This is a genomic window from Kitasatospora sp. NBC_01560, assembly GCF_045208415.1.
Classification (GTDB): domain Bacteria; phylum Actinomycetota; class Actinomycetes; order Streptomycetales; family Streptomycetaceae; genus Kitasatospora.
In genome coordinates this window covers 4,060,793-4,079,352 of sequence record NZ_CP109364.1, presented here as the reverse complement: position 1 = coordinate 4,079,352, position 18,560 = coordinate 4,060,793, and the positions used below count along the sequence as shown (strand labels likewise).

14 protein-coding genes and 1 tRNA gene are annotated in these 18,560 nt (G+C 72.4%); 8 read left to right on the top strand and 7 right to left on the bottom strand.

Translation table 11 applies throughout. The features are described from left to right. Positions 1–140 precede the first annotated feature (140 nt). The 5 genes from OH807_RS17600 to OH807_RS17580 all read right to left on the bottom strand — a co-directional run bounded on the left by OH807_RS17600 (position 141) and on the right by OH807_RS17580 (position 5,986). Positions 141–1,181: a phosphatase PAP2 family protein gene (locus OH807_RS17600; protein WP_406199662.1), complete on the bottom strand. Its 1,041-nt coding sequence runs from the start codon at positions 1,179–1,181 to the stop codon at positions 141–143. A gap of 104 nt (positions 1,182–1,285) precedes the next feature. Then, the gene (locus tag OH807_RS17595; protein WP_406199659.1) at positions 1,286–2,404 is read right to left on the bottom strand and encodes a M24 family metallopeptidase; all 1,119 of its coding nucleotides are present in this window, start codon (positions 2,402–2,404) and stop codon (positions 1,286–1,288) included. Positions 2,405–2,474: 70 nt separating this feature from the next. Then, positions 2,475–3,827 carry a dipeptidase gene (locus OH807_RS17590; RefSeq protein ID WP_406199656.1) on the bottom strand — a complete coding sequence of 451 codons (1,353 nt, stop codon included), beginning with the start codon at positions 3,825–3,827 and terminating at the stop codon, positions 2,475–2,477. A 150-nt stretch (positions 3,828–3,977) separates the two neighbouring features. Then, positions 3,978–4,415 carry a hypothetical protein gene (locus OH807_RS17585; protein ID WP_406199654.1) on the bottom strand — a complete coding sequence of 146 codons (438 nt, stop codon included), beginning with the start codon at positions 4,413–4,415 and terminating at the stop codon, positions 3,978–3,980. Continuing rightward, on the bottom strand, positions 4,412–5,986 hold the full coding sequence (locus OH807_RS17580) for an APC family permease (protein WP_406199652.1): 1,575 nt from the start codon (positions 5,984–5,986) through the stop codon (positions 4,412–4,414). The genes OH807_RS17585 and OH807_RS17580 overlap by 4 nt, the downstream gene beginning before the upstream one ends. A 685-nt stretch (positions 5,987–6,671) precedes the next feature. On the opposite strand from OH807_RS17580, the gene OH807_RS17575 reads away from it, so the two are divergent. Further along, a complete protein-coding gene (locus OH807_RS17575) occupies positions 6,672–7,166 on the top strand; it encodes a hypothetical protein (protein WP_406199650.1) in 495 nt (164 codons plus the stop codon). A gap of 160 nt (positions 7,167–7,326) precedes the next feature. Beyond that, the gene (locus tag OH807_RS17570; RefSeq protein WP_406199647.1) at positions 7,327–7,977 is read left to right on the top strand and encodes a hypothetical protein; all 651 of its coding nucleotides are present in this window, start codon (positions 7,327–7,329) and stop codon (positions 7,975–7,977) included. Positions 7,978–8,055: 78 nt separating this feature from the next. Here OH807_RS17570 and OH807_RS17565 read toward each other — a convergent pair whose 3' ends face one another. After that, positions 8,056–8,544, bottom strand: coding sequence for a YajQ family cyclic di-GMP-binding protein (locus OH807_RS17565; RefSeq protein ID WP_406199645.1), 489 nt, complete (start codon positions 8,542–8,544; stop codon positions 8,056–8,058). A gap of 215 nt (positions 8,545–8,759) precedes the next feature. Between OH807_RS17565 and OH807_RS17560 the strand changes: the two genes are divergently transcribed. After that, positions 8,760–8,840: transfer RNA gene (locus tag OH807_RS17560), tRNA-Tyr, on the top strand. 90 nt (positions 8,841–8,930) lie between these two features. On the opposite strand, the gene OH807_RS17555 is transcribed toward OH807_RS17560, so the two are convergent. Further along, positions 8,931–9,596 (bottom strand): HAD family hydrolase, encoded by a 666-nt coding sequence (locus OH807_RS17555; protein ID WP_406199642.1) that lies wholly within the window; start codon positions 9,594–9,596, stop codon positions 8,931–8,933. Positions 9,597–10,016: 420 nt separating this feature from the next. On the opposite strand from OH807_RS17555, the gene OH807_RS17550 reads away from it, so the two are divergent. The 5 genes from OH807_RS17550 (at position 10,017) to kdpB (ending at position 18,556) form a co-directional block, all read left to right on the top strand. Continuing rightward, positions 10,017–11,861, top strand: a complete 1,845-nt coding sequence (locus OH807_RS17550; RefSeq protein ID WP_406199639.1) for an APC family permease — start codon at positions 10,017–10,019, stop codon at positions 11,859–11,861. A gap of 423 nt (positions 11,862–12,284) precedes the next feature. Further along, entirely contained in the window at positions 12,285–14,279 is a 1,995-nt protein-coding gene (locus tag OH807_RS17545; protein ID WP_406211047.1) for an APC family permease, read from the top strand. Between the two features lie 404 nt (positions 14,280–14,683). Next, a complete protein-coding gene (kdpF, locus tag OH807_RS17540) occupies positions 14,684–14,773 on the top strand; it encodes a K(+)-transporting ATPase subunit F (protein WP_344467856.1) in 90 nt (29 codons plus the stop codon). Position 14,774: 1 nt separating this feature from the next. Further along, positions 14,775–16,436 carry a potassium-transporting ATPase subunit KdpA gene (kdpA, locus tag OH807_RS17535; RefSeq protein WP_406199636.1) on the top strand — a complete coding sequence of 554 codons (1,662 nt, stop codon included), beginning with the start codon at positions 14,775–14,777 and terminating at the stop codon, positions 16,434–16,436. Further along, the gene (gene kdpB, locus OH807_RS17530) at positions 16,436–18,556 is read left to right on the top strand and encodes a potassium-transporting ATPase subunit KdpB (RefSeq protein ID WP_406199634.1); all 2,121 of its coding nucleotides are present in this window, start codon (positions 16,436–16,438) and stop codon (positions 18,554–18,556) included. Before kdpA ends, kdpB begins: the two co-directional genes overlap by 1 nt. The last annotated feature ends 4 nt before the right edge of the window (positions 18,557–18,560 follow it).

Sequence of the window (18,560 nt, the reverse complement as noted above, 5' to 3'; positions counted from 1 at the left end):
GGCGGTGGGCCGGGCGGTCCGGGCGGCGGCTTCTCCGCGCGCCCCGGACGCCCCGGGCTCGCCGGACGCCCCGGGCTCGCCGGACGCCGCGGGCTCGACGGACCGGACGGGTTTCCCGGGCTGCCCCGGTGCGGAAGGCTTCACCCGCCCAGTCTGCCCGCGACGGCCCCGGCCCCGGCCACGGGGGCCGGAACGGCCCGCAGCCGCTCCCACCGCCGGACCCGCAGCCACCGCAGGCCGTACACCACCACGGCCGCGTACGACCAGCCGGCCAGCACGTCGACGATGAAGTGCTCGGCGCCGTAGACCAGGGTGAACGCCATGGCGAGCGGGTACGCGACGAGCAGCGCCCGCAGCGGCCGTCCGGCGGTGGGCCAGAAGAAGAACAGCAGCATCGCCGGGTAGGCGGAGTGCAGCGAGGGCATCGCGGCGACGTCGTTGGCGAAGCGGCTGCCGTTCTCGAAGACCGAGCCGGCCCGCGGGAGTCCGCTCTGGGTGAGGACGTCCGACACCACCCGGGTCAGTGCGGGCAGGTGCCCCTGCTGGGAGGCCAGCCACGGCGGGACGGCGGGGTAGAGCAGGTACGTCGCGAAGCCGGCGAAGGTCAGTGCGAGGTAGCAGGTGAGCAACTGCCGGAACCGGTCGTGCCGGCGCCGCCAGAGCACGGCCAGCACCACGAAGACCACGAAGAAGTGCGACAGGTAGACGGTGACCGCCGCGTAGTCGTACCAGTGCGGCGAGCCGGGCGTGTAGAGCGCGTGCTGGAGCCGGACGGTCCAGGTCTCGCCGAAGCCGAGCACCTCGTCGGTGCGCAGCTGCGGCCACAGGTACGGCCCCCACGGGGTGTGCGCGCCGTAGCCGCGGAGCAGCGAGTACGCCCAGACGGCGGCCATCACCGGCACCCAGTCGCGCAGCACCAGCAGGAAGCCGCGCGCCCCGTGTCCGCTGTGCACGGCGGCGGCCAGCAGGGCGCCGATCAGCCAGAGGAACACCACGTCGTTGGAGTACGGCAGCCCGTACGCGCGCAGGTACCAGAGCAGGGCGAGGAGGTAGAGCGGCCACGCCAGCAGCCGGAGTCGTGCCAGGGCGCCGAGGTGCGCGCCGGGCAGCGGCCGGTTCACCGGACGCAGCCGCCCGGCGCGCTCGGTCGGGAGCGGCGCCGGGCGGAGCAGTTTGTCCATGCCTGCCGAAGCTAGCAAGGCATTCTTGGAGGAGTCTCCGTGCGAACCGCCGTTCGTCCAGCCGGGACTCAGAAAGCCTCCGCTCAGCGCAACGCCGTGCCCCGCTACGCGACGGTGCCGAGCTCGTGCGGGGTGTTGTTGAAGCGCCGCCCGCCGTGCTCGGTGACCGTCACGATGTCCTCGATCCGCACCCCGAACCGGCCGGGGAGGTAGATGCCGGGCTCGATCGAGAAGCACATGCCGGGGACGAGCGGCTGCTCCTCGCCCTCGACCAGGTAGGGCGGCTCGTGCGTGGTGATGCCGATGCCGTGGCCGGTGCGGTGGATGAAGTACTCGCCGTAGCCGGCCTCGGTGATCACCCGGCGGGCGATCCGGTCGATCTCCTGGCAGCTCACCCCCGGCCGGACGGCCTCGAACGCGGTCTGCTGCGCCTGCCGGACGACGTCGTGCACCTTCTGCACCTCGGCCGGGACGTCGGTGCCGACGTGCACCGTCCGGGTGGTGTCGGAGCCGTAGCCGTCCTTGAGGCCGCCGAAGTCCAGCACGACGGTGTCGCCGGCCCGGATGACCCGGTCGCCGGCCTCGTGGTGCGGGTTGGCGCCGTTGGGACCGGAGCCGACCACGGTGAAGTCGACCTGGCTGTGCCCGTACTTGATCAGCAGGGCGCTGAGGTCGGCGGCGACGTCGGTCTCCCGCCGGCCGGCGAACTCCACCTCCAGGATGCCCCGGTAGGCGGCGTCGGCCGCGCCGCCGGCTGCGGCGAGGCGCTCCAGCTCGTCGGTGCCCTTGACCGCCCGCAGCATCGGCAGCGCCTCGGTGAGCGAGGTCCAGCCGGTGCCGGGCAGCGCGGTCTGCAGGCCGAGCAGGTGCATCGCCCACGCGTTGTCGGAGATGCCGTACCGCCCGGCCGGGTCGAGCAGCGGGACGGCGGTGGCGTACGGGTCCTGCCCGTCGGTCCAGTCGAGCAGGCGCAGGGCGGTGGCGCCGGGCGCCTTCTCGGCGTCCGGGCGTTCCAGCCTCGGGACGACCAGGGCCGGTTCGCGCCCGGTGGTGAGGACGAGGGCGGTCAGCCGTTCGGTGATCGCGGTGGGCTGGTAGCCGCAGAGGTAGACGAGGTCGGGGCCGGGCGCGACGACCAGGCCGGTGAGCCCGGCGGCGGAGGCGGCGGCGGTGGCCCGGGCCAGCCGGGCGGAGTAGTCCTCGGTGGTGAACGGTCGTGGCACGGGTGTCTCCCGCCTTCCTGGGTCGGCAGCGTTCGGCCGGGGTGCCGGCGGTTGCGGTACTGACGCTCTATCACGTCCGGCCGGCGCCGGCGTAGTGCCGGAGGAACAGCGCCTCGACGTGCGCCATGTGCTCGATCTCGCCGGGGTCGACGCTCTCGTTGGGGGCGTGGATGAGACAGCGCGGCTCCTCGACGCCCATCAGGATGATCTCCGCCTCCGGGTACGTCCGGGCGAGGACGTTGCAGAGCGGGATCGAGCCGCCCTGGCCCAGGAAGGACATCGGCCGGCCGTAGACCTCCTGCATGGCCTTGTCGAGTGCGGCGTACGCCGGTCCGCCGGTGGCGGCCCGGAACGGCGCACCGACGCTCTCCGGCTCCACGGCGACCTGCGCGCCCCACGGCACGGCGGCCTTCAGGTGGGCGGTGAGCGCGGCCTGCGCGGCCTGCGGGTCGGTGCCGGGGGGCACCCGCAGGCTGACCCGGGCGCGGGCGGTGCCCGGGACGGCGGCGGCCGAGCCGACCACCGGCGGGCAGTCGATGCCGAGCACGGTGACGGCGGGCCGCGCCCAGAGCCGGTCGGCGACGCTGCCGGAGCCGGTCAGCCGGACTCCGTCGAGGACGCCGGCGTCGGTGCGGAACTGCTGCTCGTCGTAGCCGACCCCGCTCCACTCGCCGGTGCAGTCCAGGCCGTCGATCCGGGTGCCGCCGTCGGGGTCGCGCAGCGAGTCGAGCGCGCGGATCAGCGCGGCCAGCGCGTCCGGGGCCGGGCCGCCGAACATGCCGGAGTGCATGTCGCCGCGCAGCGTGGTCACGGAGACGACCAGGTTGGCGAGCCCGCGCAGCGAGGTCGTGGCGGTGGGGACGCCGACGGCGGCGTTGCCGGTGTCGCAGACCAGCAGGGCGTCGGCGTGCAGTTCGCCGGCGTGCGGGGGCACGTACGCCTCCAGGCCGCCGGTGCCCTGTTCCTCCGAACCCTCGGCGACGAACTTGATGCCGACCGGGACGTCGTCGCCGAGCGCCCGCAGCGCGGTGAGGTGCATGACGACGTTGCCCTTGCAGTCGGCGGTGCCGCGCCCGTACCAGCGGCCGTCGCGCTCGGTCAGCTCGAACGGCGGGGACGTCCAGGCGGCGTCGTCGAGCGGCGGCTGGACGTCGTAGTGGCAGTACAGCAGGACGGTCGGTGCGCCGGGCGGGGGCGGGCGGTGGCCGATCACGGCGTGGCTGCCGTCCGGGGTCTCCTCCAGGTGGACGTCGTGCAGCCCGGCCTCGGTGAAGGCGGCGGCGACCCACTCGGCGGCCTCGCGGCACTTCTCCGGCGGGTACTGGCGGGGATCGGCGACGGACGGGATGGCGACCAGCTCGGCCAGGTCGGTCTTGGCCCGGGGCATCAGGCCGGCTATCCGGCGGGCGAGTTCGTCGGTCATGGGAGTGGCTCCTGGGGGGGTGCGTCGGTCACGGTGCGTCGGTCGCGGTGCGTCGGCTGCGGTGCGTCGGTGGCAGTGTGTCGGTGGCGGTGCGTTGCCGGCCTCGGGTTGGCTGCGGTGCGTCGGCTGGGCCGGGTCGGCTGTGGTGCGTCAGTTGCGGACGGTGTCGCGGAGCTTGAGGTCGTCGATCCGGTCCTGGATGGCGGTGAGCCTGTCCGGGCAGTACACCGAGAGCACGATCGCCTCGGCGAGCACCACCTCGCGGTCGGAGAGCACCGGCCGCTGGCCGGGGCCGCTCGCACCGTTGGACATGCCGTACTTCCACTGCGCCTGCTGCAGCGCGTTCGCCGGGTCCGCGCAGACGGCGCCGCCGTCCTCGCCCAGGGTGTGCACGATCTGGCTCTGGTCCGGCACCGGGTAGCCGGCCGCCCGCAGGGCTTCGGAGAGCTGCTGGGCCTTCTTGCCGGCCTGGGTGGTGGCGTGCACCTGGGTGTAGCTCAGCAGGCCGATGACCAGCATCGCGACCAGCACGACGATCGAGCCCAGGTAGATCCAGCGGTGGCGCGAGGCCATCAGCGTGCCGGTCATGCCGCACCTCCGGTGCTGTCGTCGCCGCGGGTGCGGAGGGTGCCGTCGGGGGTGGCCCCGCCCAGCTCCTGCGCCTCCTGCGCGGCGAGTTCGGCCTGCGCCTCCGGTGAGCGCCACTCCGGCTTGCGCAGCCGCAGGAACAGGTAGGGGATCAGGGCGCCGAGCACCAGCAGGCCGCCGCCGACGATGGCGACGTAGACCCAGACGCTGCCGCCGCCGAACTGCGAGGACGGCACGAACCCGATCGCCATCGCGGCCGCCGAGGACAGCAGACCGATCACGCAGATCGGCACCAGCGCCGGTGCCCGGTAGCCGCGGGGGTGGTCGGGCTGGGTGCGGCGCAGCCGGATCGCCGCGGCGAACATCAGCAGGTAGACGATCAGGTACACCTGCGTGGTGATCACCGAGAAGATCCAGTAGGCGCTGGAGACGTTCGGGATGAGCGCGTACGCGAGGGCGATGACTGTGGTCACCACGCCCTGGGTGACCAGCAGGTTCTGCTGGATGCCCTCCTTGTTCAACTGCTGCAGGAACGGCGGCAGGTAGCCCTCCTGCCGGGAGATCATCAGCAGGCCCCTGGACGGCCCGGCCAGCCAGGTCAGCATGCCGCCGAGCGAGGCCGCGACCAGCGCCACCGCGATCACCGGGGTGAGCCAGCCGATGTGGAAGTACTGGAAGAAGGAGTCGAAGGCCTGCATCACGCCGGCCGTCAGGCTCAGCTGGCTGGACGGCACCACCCAGCTGATGGCCAGCGCGGGCAGGATGAAGATCAGCAGCACCATGCCGGAGGCGGTGAACATCGAGCGGGGGAACTCCTTCGCCGGGTTGCGCAGCGAGGAGACGTGCACCGCGTTCATCTCCATGCCGGAGTAGCTCAGGAAGTTGTTGACGATCAGCACCAGGCTGGCCAGGCCGGTCCACTGCGGGAACAGGTGGGCGGCGTTCATCGGGGCGGCGGAGGCGTTGCCCTGGCCGAGGAAGACCATGCCGAGCACCACCAGCAGCGTGCCGGGGATCAGGGTGCCGATCACCAGGCCCCAGGAGGAGAGGCCGGCCACGGCCTTCGTCCCGCGCGAGGAGACCCAGACGCCGGTCCAGTACAGCACCATGATCACTACGGCGGTGTACGGGCCGTTGCTGGCCAGGGACGGGTTGACCACGTAGGCGATGGTGGAGGCGACGTAGGCCAGCAGGGACGGGTAGTAGAAGATCGTCATCGCGAACTGGCACCAGACGGCGAGGAATCCGAGCGGCTTCGACAGGCCCTCCGACACCCAGCGGTAGACGCCGCCGTCCCAGCCGGACGCCAGCTCGGCGGAGACCAGCGCGGTCGGCAGCAGGAAGACGACCGCCGGGACGAGGTAGAGGAAGACGCAGGCCAGGCCGTACACCGCCATCGTCGGGGCCGACCGCAGGCTCGCCACCGAACTGGTGGTCATCAGGGCCAGCGTCAGCCAGGACATCCGTGGCGCGCTGGCGAGCCGGGCGGCCACCGACCCGCCGCGTTCCCGTACGGTGGCTGCTCCGGCCGGGCTGCTCCGGCCGGGCGAGGGTACGTCCGTGGAACTCATCAGTCCTCCTCGGGTGCGGCCCCGGGCGCCTGCTTGCGCCCGCTCCGGGCTCCGGGGCGTCCCGGAGGCGGGCCGTACCCGGCCAGTTCACCCGGTTGCCGCGCGCGTCGCATGCGGCGTGCACCCGCACGGGTGAGCGACTCTCAAGCCCGCGCGGCGGCGGTTCGGGCCCCGGCACGGGGGGTACCGGCACGGGGGGTACCGGCACGGGCGTCCCGGAGGGCGCCGGAGCGGCCCGCGGCCCGCGGCCCGGCGCCGCCCGCGGAGCCGGCGGATCCGCGATCGCGCGGCCGGCGAATTCGCCGGAGAACGACGCGCTGCCCGCCGGTGTCGACCCGGTCCGCGCCGACTTCGGCACGCACCTCCGGTCCGGCCGGGTCGACTTCAGTGCCCCCGAGGACGGCTCGGCGGGCCCGCCCGGCCTCCTCGCGGACTTCGCACGGCGCCCCGGCCCGGCCGGGCTGATCCGATTCCGCCGTCAACTCGCCGCAATCATGGACGAGTTGCAGGCCTCGCCGGAGGTCGACGGCGAGGTGCCCGGCGGGGCGGAGGGCGCCGTGGAGGCGATCGTGCCGACCCTGCTCTACGGCGTCCGGCCCGAGCGGCCCTCTCGGGCCGGTTCCCTTCCAGCCACGGAATCGTAAATGCCGGGCCGATTGTCAGTGCCGTGGTTCAGGATGACTGAATGCCCTACGAACTTCAGGCGCTGATCGGCCCGGCAGAACTGCTCGCCGTGGCCGCGGCCGAGGTGCCGGCCGCCCGCCTCAGCCCGCTGTCCCAGGGGCTCGCCCTGCTCCCGGCCACCCCCGCCTTCCTCTCCGCGCCCCAACTCGGCGGCAGTGACGGGGCGTCGGACTGCAGCGCCGGCTTCGACTGGTTCCCGGACGGGCTCGAACTGCGGATCGCCGCCTGGTCCAAGGCCGGCCCGATCGCCTGCGTCGAGACCGACTGGTCCGGCGGCGTCGGTACGCAGCGCGCCGCCGTCTGGGCCGACGGCCGGCTCGACCTCGGCCCGCTCGTCACAGCCGAGTTCGAGCCCTTCCCGCCGGAGGGCAGCCCGATATCCCGGGCCCTGCGCCGGCTCGGTGCCCGCGTCGGGCACGCGGACCACGCCGACGAGTTCGAGGCGGTCGGCCTGGCGGCGCACTCCAGCACCGCCCGCTGGGCGACGGCCGGTTGAGCCGTCGGGCCCCCGGCCTCCGGCCCCGGCCCTGCGTTCCTCCCGGCGTTGCGGTGTGTCGCCACCGTTCGGCGTACCTACGGTGGCCGGCCCAACCGGCCTGCCCCAACGTGTGAATCGGGCGATCCCGCCCGACTCGCATCGAGAGGAAGCAACACCCATGCGTGCCACCTGGATGGCCGCCGCGCTGACCGCAGCCATTGTGCTGACCCCGGTCGCCACGGCGTCCGCCACCGCCGCCGGCAATGGAGCCGCGGCCCCCCGAACCTCCCCCTTCTCCGCTGTTGTCCCGGGCCTGTCGGCCGTTCCGGTCGCCGCGGGCGTCCCCGTCGCCCCCGCGCGCCCGGCCGATGTGCCGCTGCCCGTCACGGTGCCCCCGGCCGATGCGCCGGTGTCCGGCCTCCCGGCCCTGCCGGACCTCCCGGCCGACCCGGCTCTTCCCGAGCTCCCGACCCTTCCCGAGCTGCCGGCCCTCCCCGCCGCCCCCGACCCGGGCGCGCTCCTCGGGACGGTCGGTGACCTCGTCGGCACCGTCACCGGGCTGGTCACGTCCCTGACGTCCGGGCTGCCCGACCTCGGCGCCCTCCAGCAACTGGTGGCCTCGCTGCAGTCGGCGCTGCAGGGCCTGCTCGGCCAGCTGCCGACCCCGCCGGTGACCGTTTCGACCCCGCCGACCGTCCCCGGCGTGAGCGCCCCCGCACCGACCCTCGCGGAGCAGCTCGCCGCCCTCAAGGCGCAGGGCCAGTCCCTCGCCGACGCCGCGGCCGCGGCCCGCCAGGCCGCCGGCCACCCCCACCCCGCCGCCGGCTGACCCGGCCCGGCCGACGAGAGAGGCCCCGGTCCCGAACAACTCGGGACCGGGGCCTCGCCGCACACACCCCGCAGAGGGTCAGCGGTAGTTCACGAACTGGATCGCGAAGTCGAGGTCCTTGCCCTTGAGCAGTGCCTGGATGGTCTGCAGGTCGTCGCGGCTCTTCGAGCTGACGCGCAGCTCGTCACCCTGCACCTGGGCCTTCACGCCCTTCGGGCCCTCGTCGCGGATGATCTTCGCGACCTTCTTGGCATCGTCCTGGGAGATGCCCTCCTTCACGTCCGCGAAGATCTTGTACTCCTTGCCGGAGAGCTGCGGCTCCTTGGTGTCCAGAGCCTTCAGCGACAGGCCGCGCTTGATGAACTTGCTCTGGAGCACGTCCAGAACGGCCTTCACCCGCTCCTCGCCGTTGGCCTTCATCTCGATCGTTTCGCCGGACCGGCTGATGTCGGCGCCGACGTTCTTGAAGTCGAACCGGGTGGCGATCTCGCGGGAGGTCTGGTTGATCGCGTTGTCGACCTCCTGCCACTCGACCTTCGAGACGATGTCGAAACTGGAGTCGGCCATGGGTGTTGGTCTCCTTGATGCTCTGGCTTCACTGACACGGTCCGCCCCACCGGGCGCCCGCCGTCCCAGCCTATCCAGCCCCGCCCCGCCCCCGCCCCCGACAGCCACGCCCACCCCTTGATCATCACGTGACCTATCGAGTGGCGAAGCACCCCCCGGCATCGGGTATCGTTTACGGAGTCGAACGGGGCAAGCCCCCGGGAGACACCGATCCTGGCTGGTTGCCCGAGCGGCCAAAGGGAGCAGACTGTAAATCTGCCGCGCAAGCTACGCAGGTTCGAACCCTGCACCAGCCACTGGATTATCGGACCGGCCCGGACAGCGGAAACGCTGTCCGGGCCGGTCCTTTTTGTTCGGCGGGTCCGGCAGGTCCGGCCGACCCGTGGTCAGGGGTTGGCGAGCAGGAGGGCCGCGGCCGCGGGGGTGTCGGGGGCGGTGCGGGTGGGGGTCGGATGGGACGGGGGGAGGGGTGCGGGCGGGGCCGGGGTGATCCAGATGGAGCTGACGCCGGCGGCGTGGGCGCCCCGGATGTCGGTGGCGGGGTTGTTGCCGACCATCCAGGTGTCGGGGGTGAGGGTGCGGCCGAGGCGGGCGGCGGCGAGCCGGAAGATCTCCGGGTCCGGTTTGCGGGCGCCGGCCTCCTCGGAGACGCAGACGGCGTCGACGGCGGGGAGCAGGCCGGTGCGGGCGAGTTTGGCGCGCTGGATGTCGGTGCTGCCGTTGGTGACGACGGCGATGGCCCAGCCGGCTTCGCGGAGGGCGGCCAGGGCGGCGGGCACGCCGGGGATCAGGTGGGTACGGGCGGCCTCCTGGGCGACGTGCTCCTCCCAGAGGGTGTGGCCGGAGTGCGGGAGGCCGTAGCGGGCGGCGATCCGGGCGAAGCCGGCGGGGGAGCGTTCGGCGCGGGACAGGGTGAAGACGATGGGGGCGGCTTCGGCGGGGAGGCCGTGGGCGGCGCAGAAGCCGGGTACCCAGGCGTCCGGGCCGCCGTCGCGTTCGACGAGGGTGTGGTCGAGGTCGACGAGGAAGAGTCGCGCAGGGTGAGTGATCATGTGCGAAGGGTAGCCATTCGCCTCGGGAGTGCCGTTATTGCGTATTACTTGCAATTACCTTCCCGAGCCAGCAGAGTGGTCGCAGGGGACGGGCAGGGCCGTGCAGCCTTGTCGCAGAGCAGTCCCGGTCGTGTCCGCATGCGCCGGGAGTCCTTCGTCCGAGCTGATCGTCTTCCCAACCGGCGCCCGCCGGGACGACGGCCCTCCCTCCCCGACCACTTCCTCCCCGGCCGTGCCTTCCCCGGCCGTGTCCTCTCCGGCCACTTCCTCCCCGACGTTCCCCGCCGGCCCCGCCGACGGCACGTCAAGAGCCCGTCAAGGGCGCCCGTCGCGGCGTCAGGAACGCGTAGGGGCGGCGGAGCGGGGGTCGGTCGGCCCGCAGGATCGGGAGCAGTAGCCCGACTGCGGAGGTTCCGTTCGATGTCCAGCCCCGTCACCCCGGCCACCGGTCCGGTCGTCACCGCCGGGCCCCGGCCCCCGGATGCCGGCGCGGCCCCGGACGAGCGCCACCGGCTGACCGCACTGGGCGGCCTGTCCGCACTGTCGTTGGACGCGATGGCGTCGGTGGCGTACGGGCCCGAGTCGATCGTGCTGGTGCTGGCCGCGGCGGGCGCGTACGGGCTGGGGTTCACCCTGCCGGTGACGGCGGCGATCGCCGTGCTGCTGGCCGTGCTGGTGGCCTCGTACCGGCAGGTGATCGCGGCGTTCCCGGACGGCGGCGGCTCGTACGCGGTGGCCAAGGCGCACCTGGGGCGGCGGACGGCGCTGACCGCGGCGGCCTCGCTGGTGATCGACTACATCCTCAACGTGGCGGTGTCGGTGACGGCCGGGGTGGCGGCGCTGACCTCGGCGGTGCCTGGCCTGTACGGCGACCGGGTCTGGCTCTGCCTGGGCGTGCTGGCGCTGGTGACGGCGGTGAACCTGCGGGGGATCGCGGAGTCGGCGCGCTGGTTCCTGGCGCCCACCGCGGTCTTCGTGCTGTCGGTCCTGGCGATCGTCGTCGTCGGTCTGTTCCGGGACGCGCCGGCGAGCACCGAGGCCGCCGCCGGGCACGCCTCCGTCCTGGCCGGGAACGCCACCGCGGTCGGCGCGCTGCTGCTGCTCAAGGCCTTCGCGGCCGGCTGCTCGGCGCTGACCGGCGTGGAGGCGGTGGCGAACGCCGTCCCGTCCTTCCGCGCGCCGCGGGTGAAGCGCGCACAGCACACCGAGGTCGCGCTCGGCGTGCTGCTGGGCGTGATGCTGATCGGACTGGCCGTGCTGATCGGCCGCTTCCACCTCCAGCCGGTGGAGGGCGTCACCGTCCTGGCCCAGCTCGCCGACGCCTCGCTCGGCCACGGCGCCGGCTTCTACCTGGTGCAGTTCGCCACCGTCGTGCTGCTCGCTCTGGCCGCCAACACCTCCTTCGGCGGCCTGCCCGTCCTGCTCCACCTCCTCGCCCGCGACAACCACCTCCCGCACGTCTTCGCGCTGCGCGCCGACCGCCAGGTGCACCGGCACGGCGTGCTGTTCCTCGCCGCCGTCTCCGCGCTGCTGCTGGCCGGCTCGGGCGGGGACGTCAACAGCCTGGTGCCGCTGTTCGCGATCGGGGTGTTCGTCGGCTTCACGATCTGCCAGGTCGGCATGGTCCGGCACTGGTGCCTCGAACGGCCGGCCCGCTGGCGGGCGAGGGCCGCGCTGAACGGTTTCGGCGCGCTGCTCACCGGCGTCGCCGCGGTCGTCGTCACGGGCACGAAGTTCACCGAGGGCGCGTGGGGCATCTGCCTGGCCCTGCCGCTGCTCGTCCTCCTCTTCGAGGGGATCCACCGCAGCTACACCCGGATCGGCGAGCGCCTGGAGCTCGGCCGCGTGCCCGGCCCGCTCACCCCGCAGCGCAGCCTGGTCGTCGTCCCCGTCACCGCCATCACCCGCCTCACCCGCGACGCCCTCTCCGCCGCCCTCTCGCTCGGCGACGAAGTCCTCGCCGTCACCGTCGTCCACGACGGCGCCGAGGCGGAGGCGCTGCGCCGGGACTGGGAGCTGTGGCAGCCCGGCGTGCCGCTGGTGGAGCTCCCCGACGGCCACCGCCGGCTCGGCCCGCCGATCGCCGCCTTCGTCAACGAGCTCGCCGCCGAGCACGCCTACGACCGGCTCACCGTGCTGATCCCCGAGGTCGAACCGGCCCGCTCCTGGCAGCGGGCGCTGCAGAACCGGCGCGGCGCCGTCATCGACCGGGCGCTGCGCCGCCACACCGACGCGGTGGTCTGCCGGCTCCGGATGCGGATGTAGCGGTGGACCGGAGCGGGCGGGCGCTGCGGTGCCGGCGAGCGGGCGGGCGGGCGGGCGGGCGGGCGCAGCGGCACCCGGCGAGTGGGCGGGCGGGCAGGCGGACGGGCCGGCAGGCGAACGGAGCGGCCCCGGAAGGGCCGGCCGGGCCCGGGCGAAAAGTACGGAATGCCCCGAATAATTCGGCCGATCGTCATATCTTGACGATGTCTTAACGGGGGGGCTCAATGCCCCGAAAACACCCCCGACCGACCCGGAACGGCCCGTACATAGCGGCTTCGACCTGCGAGAACACTCCGCCCAAAGGGCGCGCCGCCCCGGCCGGACACTCCGCCGCGGCTCATTGCCGCCCGGATCCAGGCCCTTACGCTCACCCATGTGTTCAACGTGCCCCAGGCGCTCAAGCGCCTAGTGATCGGCAAGGCCATGCGCAGCGAGGAGCTGGGCGAGACGCTGCTCCCCAAGCGGCTGGCGCTGCCGATCTTCGCTTCCGACCCGCTCTCCTCGGTCGCCTACGCGACCCAGGAGATCCTGCTGGTGCTCACCGTCGGTGGCACCGCCTTCCTGTACCTGACCCCGTGGGTCGCGGCCGGCGTGGTCGCGCTGATGGCGGTCGTGGTGATGTCGTACCGCCAGGTCGTGCACGCCTACCCGAGCGGCGGCGGGTCGTACGAGGTGGTCTCCCGCAACCTGGGGGCCAACTCCGGCCTGGTGGTGGCGGCTTCACTGCTGGTCGACTACGTGATGACGGTCGCGGTGTCGGTGGCCTCGGGCGTGGACAACATCATCTCGGCGCTGCCCTCGCTGGCCGACCACCGGGTCGAGCTGGCGGTCGGCTTCGTCGCCCTGCTGGCGGCGATGAACCTGCGCGGTGTCCGGGAGTCCGGCAAGGCCTTCGCCGCGCCGACGTACCTGTTCATCGGCGGCATGCTGCTGATGGTGGTCACCGGTCTGGTCAAGGCGGTCTTCGGGGACACCCCGGTGGCGGCCAGCGCCTCGTACGGGGTCCTGCCGGTGGACGGCAAGGACACCCTGGCCGGTCTCGGGCTGCTGATGCTGGGGCTGCGGGCGTTCGCCTCCGGCTGCACGGCGCTGACCGGCGTCGAGGCGATCTCCAACGGCGTACCGGCCTTTCGGGCGCCCAAGTCGAGGAACGCCGCCGCCACGATGGCCGTGATGGGCATCACGGCCGTGGTCATGTTCGTCGGCATCACCGCGCTGGCCCTGATGGCGAAGGTGCACCTCACCGACGACGCCTGTCAGCTGACCGGGTTCGTGGGCGACTGCCACACCGCGCCCCAGCAGACCGTGATCGCCCAGCTGGCGGCCGCCGTCTTCGGCGGGGACCAGAGCTTCCTCTTCTACTTCATCCAGGCCGTCACCGCGCTGGTGCTGATCCTGGCGGCGAACACCGCGTTCAACGGGTTCCCGCTGCTGGCCTCGATCCTGGCCGAGCACCGCTACCTGCCCCGGCAGATGCACACCCGCGGCGACCGGCTGGCCTTCTCGAACGGCATCATCGCGCTCGCGGTGGTGGCCGGCGGGCTGCTCTGGCTGTACGACGCGGACGTCACCAGCCTGATCCACCTGTACATCCTGGGGGTCTTCACCTCCTTCACGCTGTCCCAGATCGGGATGGTGAAGCACTGGAACCGCGCCCTGGCCACCGAGACCGACCCGGCCGTCCGCGGCGCGGCCCAGCGCTCCCGGGTGATCAACGCCTTCGGCGCGGTCACCACCGCGCTGGTGCTGGTCATCGTGCTGCTGACCAAGTTCACCCAGGGCGCCTGGCTGGCCGTGGTCGCGGCGGTCGTGCTCTGGGTGATGATGCGCGGCATACGCCGGCACTACGACAGCGTCGCCGAGGAGCTGGCGGTGGACGATCCGGACGCCGAGTCGGTGCGGCCGTCCAAGGTGCACGGGATCGTGCTGGTCTCGAAGCTGCACAAGCCCACCCTGCGGGCGCTCGGCTACGCGGAGGCGTTCCGGCCGGACTCGCTGGAGGCGCTGACCGTCGCGGTGGAGGACGACGCGACCCGGGAGCTGGAACGGCAGTGGGAGGAGCTGGACGTCCAGGTCCCGCTGAAGGTGCTGGACTCGCCGTACCGGGAGATCACCCGGCCGGTCGTCCAGTACGTCCGTGAGTACCGCCGGAGCAGCCCGCGGGAGGCGGTGGCGGTGTTCATCCCCGAGTACGTGGTCGGGCGCTGGTGGGAGCACCTGCTGCACAACCAGTCCGCGTTCTGGCTGAAGAGCCGGCTGCTGTTCACCTCGGGCGTGATGGTGATCAGCGTGCCGTGGCAGCTCACCTCGTCCAGCAAGGCGCACCACCCGTCCGGCCGGGCTCCGGGCGCGGTGCGGCGCGGGGAGCCGACGGTGCGGTCGGAGTACGAGAAGCTGCCGGCGCCCGAGAACGCCTGACCGGCCGCGGCGCCGACGACCGCCGCCGCCCGCCCGAGAGCCCCGGACGCACGCGTCCGGGGCTCTCGGCGCACCCGGTGCGCACCCGGTGCGCACCCGGCTCCCGGCCCCGGCCCCGGAGGCTCCCGGGCGGGCCGTGATGCCGCCCGCCGGACGCCCGTATGGACCTCGTCAACAATCGAACGGGCGCCGTATGGAGGGCGTCAAGAACGGCGGTAACGCCCCGTGAGCGCGGTTGGCTGGCCTTGCCGGCCTGCCGCCGGCGCCGCAGCCGGGCCCGCAGGGGCAGGCCGCGGCCACCCCCGAACCACTGTGGTGGAGCCCATGTCCGATCTCATCTACGTCGGTGTCACGGTCGCCGTGTTCGCCGTCATTGCCCTGATCGCGCGGGGGGTGGAGAAGCTGTGAGCGCGGAGAACATCGCTGGTCTGCTCGTGGCCGTCGCCCTCGTCGGGTATCTCGTCGTGGCGCTGATCTACCCGGAGAAGTTCTGACATGGGTTCGACTCTCGCGGGCTGGTTGCAGGTCCTCGCGCTCGTCGGCGCGCTGGCCCTGTGCTACCGCCCCCTGGGCGACTACATCGCCCACCTCCTGACCTCCAAGAAGCACCTGAGAGTCGAGCGCGGCCTCTACAAGGTGATCGGCGTGGACGGCGACGCCGACCAGCGCTGGCCGGTGTACCTGCGGTCGGTGCTGGCCTTCTCGGCCGTCTCCGTGCTCTTCCTGTACGGCCTGATCCGGCTGCAGGGCCACCTGCTGCTGAGCCTGGGGGTGCCGCAGATGGCGGGCCACCAGGCGTGGAACACCGCGATCTCGTTCGTCGCCAACACCAACTGGCAGTCCTACAGCGGTGAGTCCGCGATGGGCCACCTGGTGCAGATGGCCGGCCTGGCGGTGCAGAACTTCGTCTCCGCCGCGGTGGGCATCGCCGTCGTGGCCGCGTTCGTCCGCGGTTTCACCCGCAACCGCACGGACCGGCTGGGCAACTTCTGGGTCGACCTGACGCGGGTGACCCTGCGCCTGCTGCTGCCGGTCTCGGTCGTCTTCGCGCTTGCGCTGATCGCCACCGGCGTGGTGCAGAACTTCCACGGCTTCCACGAGGTGGCCACCCTGGCGGGCGACCCGCAGGCGATTCCGGGCGGGCCGGTGGCCTCGCAGGAGGTCATCAAGGAGCTGGGCACCAACGGCGGCGGCTTCTTCAACGCCAACTCGGCGCACCCGTTCGAGAACCCGACCGGGCTCAGCAACTTCCTGGAGATCTTCCTCATTCTGCTGATCCCGTTCGCGCTGCCGCGCGCCTTCGGCAAGATGGTCGGTGACCACCGGCAGGGCTACGCGATCGTCGCGGTGATGGGCCTGTTCTGGGCGGCCTCGGTCGCGCTGATCACCTTCTTCGAGGCACAGCACTCCGGTGCCGCGATGCAGGCGGCGGGCGCGGCGATGGAGGGCAAGGAGCAGCGCTTCGGCGTGGCCGCTTCGGGTCTGTTCGCGGCGTCGACGACGCTGACGTCGACGGGTGCGGTGAACTCCTTCCACGACTCGTACTCGCCGTTCGGCGGCGGGATCACGATGTTCAACATGATGCTGGGCGAGATCGCGCCCGGCGGGGTCGGCTCCGGCCTGTACGGGATGCTGGTGCTGGCGATCGTGGCGGTCTTCGTGGCCGGTCTGATGGTCGGCCGGACCCCGGAGTACCTGGGCAAGAAGCTGGGCGGCCGGGAGATGAAGTTCGCCTCCCTCTACATCCTGACCACGCCGACGATCGTGCTGATCGGCACGGGTTTGGCGATGGCGCTGCCCGGTGAGCGGGCCGGGATGCTCAACTCCGGTGCGCACGGCTTCTCCGAGGTGCTGTACGCGTTCACCTCCGCCTCGAACAACAACGGCTCGGCCTTCGCCGGCATCACCGTGAACACCGACTGGTACGACACGGCGCTGGGTCTGGCGATGGTGTTCGGCCGGTTCCTGCCGATGGTCTTCGTCCTGGCGCTGGCCGGCTCGCTCGCGCAGCAGCAGCCCGTCCCCGCCACCCCGGGCACCCTGCCCACCCACAAGCCGCTGTTCGTGGGCCTGCTGTCGGGCGTCGTCCTGATCGTCGTCGGCCTCACCTACTTCCCGGCCCTGGCCCTCGGGCCGATCGCGGAAGGTCTCTCCTGATGTCGTCCACCCTGACCGACAAGCCGGCCCCGCAGCCGGAGGCGCCCGCCGCGGCGGCGCCGCACAGAGTATCCGGCGGCCTGCTGGACCCGAAGCTGCTCGTCGCCTCCCTCCCCGACGCGGTGAAGAAGCTCGACCCCCGGGTGATGGTGAAGAACCCGGTGATGTTCGTGGTCGAGGTCGGCTCGGTGGTCACCACCGTCGCCGCGATAGCCGACCCGTCGGTGTTCGCCTGGTCGATCACGGTCTGGCTCTGGCTGACCACGGTCTTCGCCAACCTGGCCGAGGCCGTGGCCGAGGGCCGCGGCAAGGCGCAGGCGGACACCCTGCGCAAGACCAAGACCGACACGATGGCCCGCCGGCTGCTCGACTGGCCGAAGGGCCGGGCCGAGGAGGAGGTGCCGGGGACGGCACTGCGGCTCGGCGACCACGTGGTGGTCGAGGCCGGGCAGATCATCCCGGGCGACGGGGACGTCGTCGAGGGCGTCGCCTCCGTCGACGAGTCGGCGATCACGGGCGAGTCGGCCCCCGTCATCCGCGAGTCCGGTGGCGACCGCAGCGCGGTCACCGGCGGGACGAAGGTGCTCTCCGACCGGATCGTGGTGAAGATCGCCTCGGAGCCCGGAAAGTCGTTCATCGACCGGATGATCGCCCTGGTCGAGGGCGCGGCCCGGCAGAAGACGCCGAACGAGATCGCGCTCAACATCCTGCTGGCCTCACTGACCATCGTCTTCCTGATCGCGGTCGTCACGCTCCAGCCGATGGCGACGTTCGCGGGCGCCCCGCAGTCGATGATCGTGCTGGTCGCCCTGATCGTGGCGCTCATCCCGACCACCATCGGCGCGCTGCTCTCCGCGATCGGCATCGCCGGCATGGACCGCCTCGTCCAGCGCAACGTGCTGGCGATGTCCGGCCGCGCCGTCGAGGCCGCGGGCGACGTCAACACCCTGCTGCTCGACAAGACCGGCACCATCACCCTCGGCAACCGCCAGGCCGCCGAGTTCCAGCCGGCCAAGGGTGTGAGCATCGGTGACCTCGCGGATGCCGCGCAGCTCTCCTCCCTCGCGGACGAGACCCCGGAGGGCCGCTCGATCGTCGTCCTCGCCAAGACCGAGTACGGCCTGCGGGCCCGCGCCCAGGGCGAGTTGACGCACGCCACCTGGGTGCCGTTCACCGCCCAGACCCGGATGTCCGGCGTCGACCTCGACGAGGCCGACGGCGTCCACTCGGTGCGCAAGGGCGCGGCCGGTTCGGTCACCAACTGGGTCACCGAGAACGGCGGCACGGTCGGCAGGGACGTCGCCGACCTGGTCGACGGCATCTCCGCCGCCGGCGGCACCCCCCTGCTCGTCGCCTCCAGGACCGGCAGTGCGGCCCCGAAGGCCCTCGGTGTCATCCACCTCAAGGACGTCGTCAAGGAGGGCATGCGGGAACGGTTCGACGAGCTGCGCCGGATGGGCATCAAGACCATCATGATCACCGGCGACAACCCGCTGACCGCCAGGGCGATCGCGGAGGAGGCGGGCGTGGACGACTTCCTCGCCGAGGCCACCCCCGAGGACAAGATGGCCCTGATCAAGAAGGAGCAGGAGGGTGGCAAGCTCGTCGCGATGACCGGCGACGGCACCAACGACGCCCCCGCCCTCGCCCAGGCCGACGTCGGCGTCGCGATGAACACCGGGACCATGGCGGCCAAGGAGGCCGGCAACATGGTCGACCTCGACTCCAACCCCACCAAGCTGATCGAGATCGTCGAGATCGGCAAGCAGCTCCTGATCACCCGCGGCGCCCTCACCACCTTCTCGATCGCCAACGACGTCGCGAAGTACTTCGCGATCATCCCGGCGATGTTCGCCGCCGTCTACCCGGGCCTGGACAAGCTCAACATCATGGGCCTGCACAGCCCCCAGTCCGCGATCACCTCGGCGATCGTCTTCAACGCCCTCGTCATCGTCGGCCTCATCCCGCTCGCCCTGCGCGGCGTCAAGTACCGCCCCTCCGACGCCAGTTCACTGCTGCGCCGGAACATCGGGGTCTACGGCTTCGGCGGGCTGGTCGTCCCCTTCATCGGGATCAAGCTGATCGACCTCGTCGTCCAGTTCATCCCCGGCCTGAGCTGAGAGA